The organism is Parvibaculum sp. (genome assembly GCF_049672805.1).
Lineage (GTDB): Bacteria > Pseudomonadota > Alphaproteobacteria > Parvibaculales > Parvibaculaceae > Parvibaculum.
Genome location: NZ_JBATWS010000094.1, coordinates 1 through 6,198, shown reverse-complemented (window position 1 = coordinate 6,198; position 6,198 = coordinate 1). Strand labels below are relative to the sequence as shown.

5 protein-coding genes and 1 pseudogene are annotated in these 6,198 nt (G+C 61.1%); 2 read left to right on the top strand and 4 right to left on the bottom strand.

Annotated features, from left to right (window positions below; all coding sequences use genetic code 11):
* Nucleotides 1-225: 225 nt before the first annotated feature.
* The 4 genes from WBF74_RS02985 to recG form a co-directional block, all read right to left on the bottom strand.
* Nucleotides 226-615 (bottom strand): DUF6285 domain-containing protein, encoded by a 390-nt coding sequence (locus tag WBF74_RS02985; protein WP_424434950.1) that lies wholly within the window; start codon nucleotides 613-615, stop codon nucleotides 226-228.
* Nucleotides 616-617: 2 nt separating this feature from the next.
* Nucleotides 618-1,634, bottom strand: a complete 1,017-nt coding sequence (locus tag WBF74_RS02980) for a phosphotransferase family protein (protein WP_424434947.1) — start codon at nucleotides 1,632-1,634, stop codon at nucleotides 618-620.
* Between the two features lies 1 nt (nucleotide 1,635).
* A complete protein-coding gene (locus WBF74_RS02975) occupies nucleotides 1,636-2,670 on the bottom strand; it encodes a DUF7064 domain-containing protein (protein WP_424434944.1) in 1,035 nt (344 codons plus the stop codon).
* A 227-nt stretch (nucleotides 2,671-2,897) separates the two neighbouring features.
* Nucleotides 2,898-4,982 carry an ATP-dependent DNA helicase RecG gene (gene recG, locus WBF74_RS02970; RefSeq protein ID WP_424434941.1) on the bottom strand — a complete coding sequence of 695 codons (2,085 nt, stop codon included), beginning with the start codon at nucleotides 4,980-4,982 and terminating at the stop codon, nucleotides 2,898-2,900.
* A 108-nt stretch (nucleotides 4,983-5,090) separates the two neighbouring features.
* On the opposite strand from recG, the gene WBF74_RS02965 reads away from it, so the two are divergent.
* Together WBF74_RS02965 and WBF74_RS02960 are read left to right on the top strand one after the other, a co-directional pair.
* A complete protein-coding gene (locus WBF74_RS02965; protein ID WP_424434938.1) occupies nucleotides 5,091-5,396 on the top strand; it encodes a succinate dehydrogenase assembly factor 2 in 306 nt (101 codons plus the stop codon).
* A gap of 17 nt (nucleotides 5,397-5,413) precedes the next feature.
* Nucleotides 5,414-6,198: pseudogene (locus tag WBF74_RS02960) on the top strand (transcription-repair coupling factor); the annotation flags it as partial.

Genomic DNA, 6,198 nt, shown 5'->3' with positions numbered 1-6,198 from the left:
GAGGTGATCTCACCGGGATTGATGCTGCTGCGGGCAGGCACTTTGCCCGCCAGCTCCCGCTCACGCCAATAGGTCGCGAAGGCACGCACAGGGTGGTGGTGACCAAGCGTGGCGACATCAATTTCGCAGTGAGACTGAGTATTGGGAATCACATAAGCACCGGGAACTCGAATACAAGAGTTCCCGGATTTTAGGGCGTATCGCTTACCAAATAGTCACTGGGTTCTACGAGTTTGCCTTGTGTTTTTCTTCAAGCGCCCGCAGATACCCTGAGTATTTAGGCTGGTCGATGGCGAGTTTCGTCAGGGTGATATCCCAGAGATGATCGACAAGGCCGGGCGTGTCTAGGCCCATTTCGCCGGTTCTGATCTTTCCGCAGAGGGCGCGGTTAAGCTCATCCAACGTCCCGTCCCGTCCTAGCAGCGCCATCAGGCGGGTGCGCTCCTGCTGGTTTGCCTCCGGGCCGATTTCCATTTCCCGCTTCACGATGTCGAGCGCATTGGCTGCAACGCGCGCGTGGAAGGCCGCGTGGCCTTGTAGCTGGGGCATGGCGTGATTGCGGATGAACTCGGTCACCGCCTCGATAAGCTCAATGGCTGAGGGTTGATCCTGCATGGTCATTCCTTCCCGGTAAGCGGCGCGAGCAGGCGCATGAGGTCCACTTCAGTTTCCGATGAACGCCGCCCGATGGTAGCGCGTTCAACGGAGCGGTCTCCCTGCAGGAAGGCGGACGCCATTCCCATGCACATCACGCCCCATTTCAATGTGCCGAGCACTTCCCAGAACTTCACACGGGCGGGATCGACCTTGTCGCCGCCGGCTGCCTCATAGCCTGCGAACAGGTCTTCCCGCGTTCCGAAGCCGCCGACCGGAAGGTCGATATTGCCGAAGCGCCACGGGTTGATACATATCCATGAGAGGTCCGCCATCGGGTCGCCAATATGGGCGATCTCCCAGTCCAGCACGGCGCGGACGCCATCCGGCCCGATCATCAGATTGCCGTTTCGGAAATCGCCATGCACAAGCGTGAGCCTGGTCGTGTCGTCCGGTGCATTGTCCCGCAACCAGCGAAAGGCGAGCTCAAAGACAGGGTGGGGGTAGTCAAGCTGCTCATAGGTCGAGAAATATTGCTCCACCTCGTCGCGCCCCGTGGCTGTACGGAGCGGCGGCAGCTTTGATTTCTCGACGGTGTGAAGCCGCGCAAGGATTTCACCGCATTGGCGGGCAAGCTTCGGCCGCACCTCGGCAAACTCTTCATCGCGGAGAATCTTGCGCGCGAGCGTTTCGCCAGGCACATGATCCATGATGAAACCCTGACCGATGCCATCCTCTTCGGTCAGCACATGGCGCACCGGCGGCACTGGCACGCCCACCTCTTCGGCAAGCTTTATAAGGGCCGCTTCGGTCGCAAGCGGTACTGCCGTGCCGGAGCGGCCGGTGTCGCGGAAGCCGCCCGGCGCGCGGCGGAGAATAAGCGCAACAGGGTCGTCCTTCGTTGTGGCCTGAAACGACCAGATTTCCTGGCTTGCGCCGCCCGACAGGCGCTTCAGTGATGCAATGCCAGTTGCACCCGGAATGTATTTTCGTGCGACTTCGGCGAGCGGCGCCTCGATCGGATTTGCCTCCCTGCTCATCTCAGTGTCCTACGCCTACCGGTTTGCCATCCACGATCTGGTCGAGATATTCGGAAAGCCCGTAGCCGACCATGCCATTGCACCGATATTCGGTCATACCTTCGGTGATGCGCGTGTTGAGCTCGTTGCCATCTGCATCCTTGCGGCGGTTGCGCAGCGGGATGAGTGACAGCACCTTGCCTTCCACTTCATAGGTTGCGCCGGATTCGGTTTCGACCTTTGCGCGCAGCGCCGTCTGATACCAATTTTCGTCCCAGTCGCTTTCGATGCTGCATTTTGTGATGAGGTCGTATTTCCCGTCCTTCAGCACCATGCCACCGTGGCGTTCCTTGCCTTCATCATTGGTGACAATGGAAATCATCATGCCGAAGTCGCGCCCGAAATTCATGGGCAGCCAGCGATACCAGTGGATCGCCTGCCAGTAGCGCGGGCCCCAACTCTTGTCGCGGAGGCCAAAGCCTTCTACCTCGAAAACTTCCTCACCAATCTTGAAGTGGCCCCTGGCGGCCATGTGCTGTTCGTAATGGGCTTTGGCGAAGGATTTTTCGGGATCGAGATCGAGGGGTGATCCGTCTTCCTTCACCGTCTCGCCGCCAAACATGGGAGAGACGCCCTCATAGTCGAGTTCGACTTCGCAGGGGACGACCGGGTTTTCCTTGAAGGCGCGTGCGGGGTCGGCCATGTCAAAGGGGCGGGCGAGAACGACGACGCGGCCCGAATAGGTGACGCGCAAACGCTTGAAGGGTTCGATGACTTCGATCTTCAGTCCGCCTGCATTCATCTCGTCATTATTGGCGATCTTTGGCCGCGCATACATGAAGGCGACGCGGCCATCCGGCAGGTAGAGACAGACGGACATTTCCGCATGTCCTTCATTCGGGCGGTTGCCGAGGCGGAACCAGCCGCCCGTTTTGCGCACCGGATCGAACATGTTGAAATACATGCTCTCGTTATAGTTCTGCGCCTTGTCGGGCGTGTGGGTGTATTCGTCTTCCGGCAGGAGCCGGATTTTCGTGCCGGGCGCGGGCTTGGCCATGCGTTCTCTCCCTCAAGTGGTGCGGGCTTTTCGCCTGTTCGAATGATTGTTGGCAGCCATGATGAAGCCCTCTTGCGTCCTATGGAAGCCCCTGTCGCATTGCGGAAAATACGACGCAGGGGAATGGCTGGATGACCCGGCGTCAATGGCGGAGAGGTGAGAGGTGTTGGCTCAAGCAGGGGGCGGGCGTGACGGGCATGAAGGCCAGAATCTCGCTTCTGGCCCTGTCAGCCCGAACGGAGGTAGCGGATAGCCTCGTCGCGCTCAAAGAGATAGAGCAGGATGCGAAGCGCCTTGCCGCGCTCCGTTTCAAGCTCGGGATCGCGCTCGATGATCAGACGGGCATCATCATGCGCGGCGGCGAGCAATTCCTTTTGCGTTTCGATATCTGCCATGCGGAAGGTTGGCAGGCCGCTCTGCCTCGTGCCGAGCAACTCGCCCGCACCCCGCAGACGCAAATCTTCCTCTGCGATGCGGAAACCGTCTTCTGTTTCACGCATGATCTTGATGCGTGCCTCTGCCGTTTCGCCGAGTGGTGTCTGGTAGAGAAGGAGGCAGCTTGATTTGTCCGCGCCCCGGCCGACACGGCCGCGCAACTGATGAAGCTGGGCAAGGCCAAAGCGCTCTGCATGTTCGATCATCATGATTGTAGCCGATGGCACATTGACGCCGACTTCGATCACCGTGGTTGCTACGAGGATCGCAATTTCGCCCGCCGCAAAGCGCGCCATTACGGCGTCCTTGTCAGCGGGTTTCATCCGGCCATGCACAAGGCCGACGCGGTCGCCGAACAGTTCCTGAAGATGGCGGTAGCGTTCCTCTGCGGCGGCTGCATCCACCTCATCGGATTCTTCCACCAGCGGGCAGACCCAATAGACCTGCGCGCCGGTTGAAAGCGCGCGGCCAAGGCCGGACACTACCTGATCCAGACGGTCGAGCGGTATGGCGCGCGTGTCCACCGGCTTCCGCCCCGGCGGTTTTTCATCAAGCTTCGACACATCCATGTCGCCATAGGCGGTGAGTGTGAGGGTGCGCGGGATAGGCGTTGCCGTCATCACCAGCACATCCGTTCCGGCGCCGCCTTTCTCCGCAAGCATCAGGCGTTGATGCACGCCAAAGCGATGCTGCTCATCCACAACGGCGAGTGCGAGAGCCTTAAAGGCAACGTCTTTCTGAAAGAGTGCATGGGTGCCGATCAGAATGTCCACCTCGCCATTTGCGGTGGCGCTGAGGACGTTCTCGCGCTGCTGTCCTTTCTCGCGGCCCGTGAGAAGCGCAAGGCGCACGCCCGCCGCCTCGCAGAGCGGCTGCAGGGTGGCGAAATGCTGTCGGGTGAGGATTTCGGTCGGTGCCATCAAGGCGGCCTGAAAGCCTGCCTCCACCGCATTCAGCATGGCGAGAAGGGCAACCACTGTCTTGCCGCTGCCGACATCCCCCTGCAGCAGCCGCAACATGCGGTGGGAGGCTTTCATGTCGGCATCGATCTCCGCCAGCGAGCGCACCTGCGCGCCCGTCAGTGCGAAGGGAAGGGCGGCTTCCACCTTGCGGCGCAGGCGGCCATCCCCCACGACAGACCTTCCGGGCCGCTTCTTCATACGCAGGCGGACAAGACCCAGCGCAAGCTGATTGGCGAGCAATTCATCATAGGCAAGCCGCGCACGGGCAGGAGCCTCCGGCGAGAGGTCGGCAGCCGATTGCGGCTCGTGCGCCGCCATGAGCGAGGCGCGCCAGCCCTGCCAGCGATTTGCTTTCAGCCAGGCATCATCCTGCCATTCGGGCAGCTCGGGCGGCAGGATGAGGGCGCCGCGAAGCGCTTTCTGCACAGCCTTGAGCGGCAGGCCGGCGGTGAGCGGATAGATCGGCTCCAGCAGCGGCATGTCTGCCAGTTCATCCGGCCCGACAATGTGGTCGGGATGCGTCATCTGGGGCGCGCCCTGATAGAACTCGATACGCCCGGAGATGATGCGGCGCGCGCCTTCCGGGAGTACTCGCATCAGATAGTCCGGGCGCGCGTTAAAAAAGACGAGCTGCATCTCGCCCGTCTCATCCGAGACATGGATGCGGTAGGGCAGGCGTTTTGTGCGCGGGGGAACGTGAAGGCCGACCGTCACCTCCATGCTGGCAATCTCGCCATCGCGCGTCTCGGTGATCTTCGGGCGGCTGCGCCGGTCTATCAGGCCGACAGGCAGGTGCCAGAGCAGGTCCACGACTTTTGGCCCGGCAATCCGCTCCAGCAGCTTTTCAAGGCGCGGGCCGATGCCCGGCAGCGTGTGTGCCGGTGCAAAGAGCGGAAAGAGGATTTCAGGCCGCATTGCCCGCACTCCGGGAAAAGACGGGAATCATGCAGCCATTCTAATGACATATGGCCCTTCACGGTCTATATCCCGGCAGGCGGACGGGATGCGGCCCAGGAGAGCGAAATGACCAGCGAAACCAGGCATAACAGTGACACAGAGCGCGCTATTCGCTTGCGGAAGCTGAAGTTTCGGTCCTGGCATCGCGGCGTCAAGGAGATGGATCTTATCCTCGGGCATTTCGCCGACACTACACTGGACAGCCTGAGCGATGCGGAGCTCGATACTTATGAAAAGCTGATCGAGGTCGAGGACACGTCTCTTTACAACTGGTTCACCGGGCGCGAAAACGTGCCCCCCGAGCATGACCATGAGCTGTTTGCCCGGATCAAGACATTCAACCATATGAAGGGACCGCTCGGACCGCGATAGGCCGGGGGTCGTAGTTCTTGAAGAATTTTGCGGAAGTAATTTCGGCGCCGGGCAGACTTACGCTGGGTGAGGCTCCCGAAGGGTTCGATGCTCTGGTGCTCGCCGATATGGTGCGGGCAGCGGGCGGCGGCGTCACCGTGCATGTTGCGCGGGAAGATGCGCGCATGGCGGCGCTGGCGGAGGCTCTCGGTTTCTTCGCGCCTGAAATAGACATCATCATCTTTCCTGCATGGGACTGCCTGCCTTATGACCGCGTGTCGCCAAATGCGGATATCAGCGCGCGGCGCATGGCGGCACTTTCGCGGCTTGCAACGATCGGCGGCGCGGCGCAGGAAAAGCCGGTTCTGCTTCTCACCACCGTCAACGCTATCCTGCAGCGCGTGCCGCCGCGGGAGTCGGTCAGACGGTCCGGCTGGTCGGCGCGCACCGGCAACCGCATCAATCTTGATGATCTGACGGCCTATCTCGCCGCCAATGGCTACAGCCGCACAGGCACCGTGCGTGAGCCGGGCGAGTTTGCCGTGCGCGGCGGCATTGTCGACATCTATCCGTCGGGCTTTGAACTGCCGGTTCGGCTCGACATGTTCGGCGACACGCTGGATGCGATCCGCAGCTTTGATGCAGCAACGCAGCGAACAGTGGGCCAGCTCAAGGGGCTTGATCTCGTGCCCGCGAGCGAATTCCTTCTCGACAGCGAAGCGATCCGCCGCTTCCGCGCCGGCTATGTGGCAACGCTTGGCGCGGTGACGGGCGATGATCCGCTTTATGCCGCTATGAGCGAAGGCCGCAAACATGCGGGTAT

What these genes read in the sequence shown, in the direction of transcription:
- recG (WP_424434941.1), bottom strand. Translation starts at nt 4,982, where the DNA reads ATGCGGCCTGAAATCCTCTTTCCGCTCTTTGCACCGGCACACACGCTG.
- WBF74_RS02980 (WP_424434947.1), bottom strand. Translation starts at nt 1,634, where the DNA reads ATGAGCAGGGAGGCAAATCCGATCGAGGCGCCGCTCGCCGAAGTCGCA.
- WBF74_RS02985 (WP_424434950.1), bottom strand. Translation starts at nt 615, where the DNA reads ATGCAGGATCAACCCTCAGCCATTGAGCTTATCGAGGCGGTGACCGAG.
- WBF74_RS02965 (WP_424434938.1), top strand. Translation starts at nt 5,091, where the DNA reads ATGACCAGCGAAACCAGGCATAACAGTGACACAGAGCGCGCTATTCGC.
- WBF74_RS02975 (WP_424434944.1), bottom strand. Translation starts at nt 2,670, where the DNA reads ATGGCCAAGCCCGCGCCCGGCACGAAAATCCGGCTCCTGCCGGAAGAC.